This window comes from Citrobacter sp. VF227 (genome assembly GCF_052950715.1).
In genome coordinates, this window is the sequence record NZ_JBRFVF010000234.1 from 1 (window position 1) to 529 (window position 529).

The 529-nt window shown below is 58.2% G+C and carries 1 protein-coding gene; it reads right to left on the minus strand.

All coding sequences use genetic code 11. The features are described 5' to 3' along the window. Positions 1-34 precede the first annotated feature (34 nt). The coding region (locus ACU8YC_RS26070; protein WP_446896122.1) for a capsular polysaccharide export protein, LipB/KpsS family at positions 35-529 on the minus strand (495 nt) is incomplete at its 5' end.

A 529-nucleotide genomic window follows, 5' to 3' on the forward strand; every position in this document is an offset into this window, starting at 1 on the left:
GGATATTCCTGACGTGAAACACCGGGCACGGCCATCAACGCTGCGTTAATTTTTTATACGTTTGTGCCAGTTTGACCAGAACGGCATAACAACGCCGGTCACTCCCCTTCCCCGCCATCCTGCCCCCCGGATGGCTGAGCCAGTCCGATTTCCCGTAAAAAACCGCATTGATCTGGGTGCTGTGCAGCAGATGAAGACGAAACCGCCGGAATAAGGCCCTGTCCGGGGTAAAACCCGACGCCCAGAACCGGTTCAGGGGACCCTGCCACGTTAATCCCTCTATGTCGTACAGCGCTTTGCCCATGACCTTGAGCGGCTTGTGATGATGCAGTGCCGACAGCCCCGCGGTACTGTTCACCGTGATAACCCCCCGCGAATGCGTCAGCAGCCGCGGCAGCGACAGATCGTGGACATACAGTACCCGTCCGGCGATACCGTATTTCCCGCACAGCCCGGTGATCAGGGGGCCATAAAAGCGGTGTCCCCTGTCCATCGGATGATGTTTAAACACCAGATGGCTCTGCGCCGG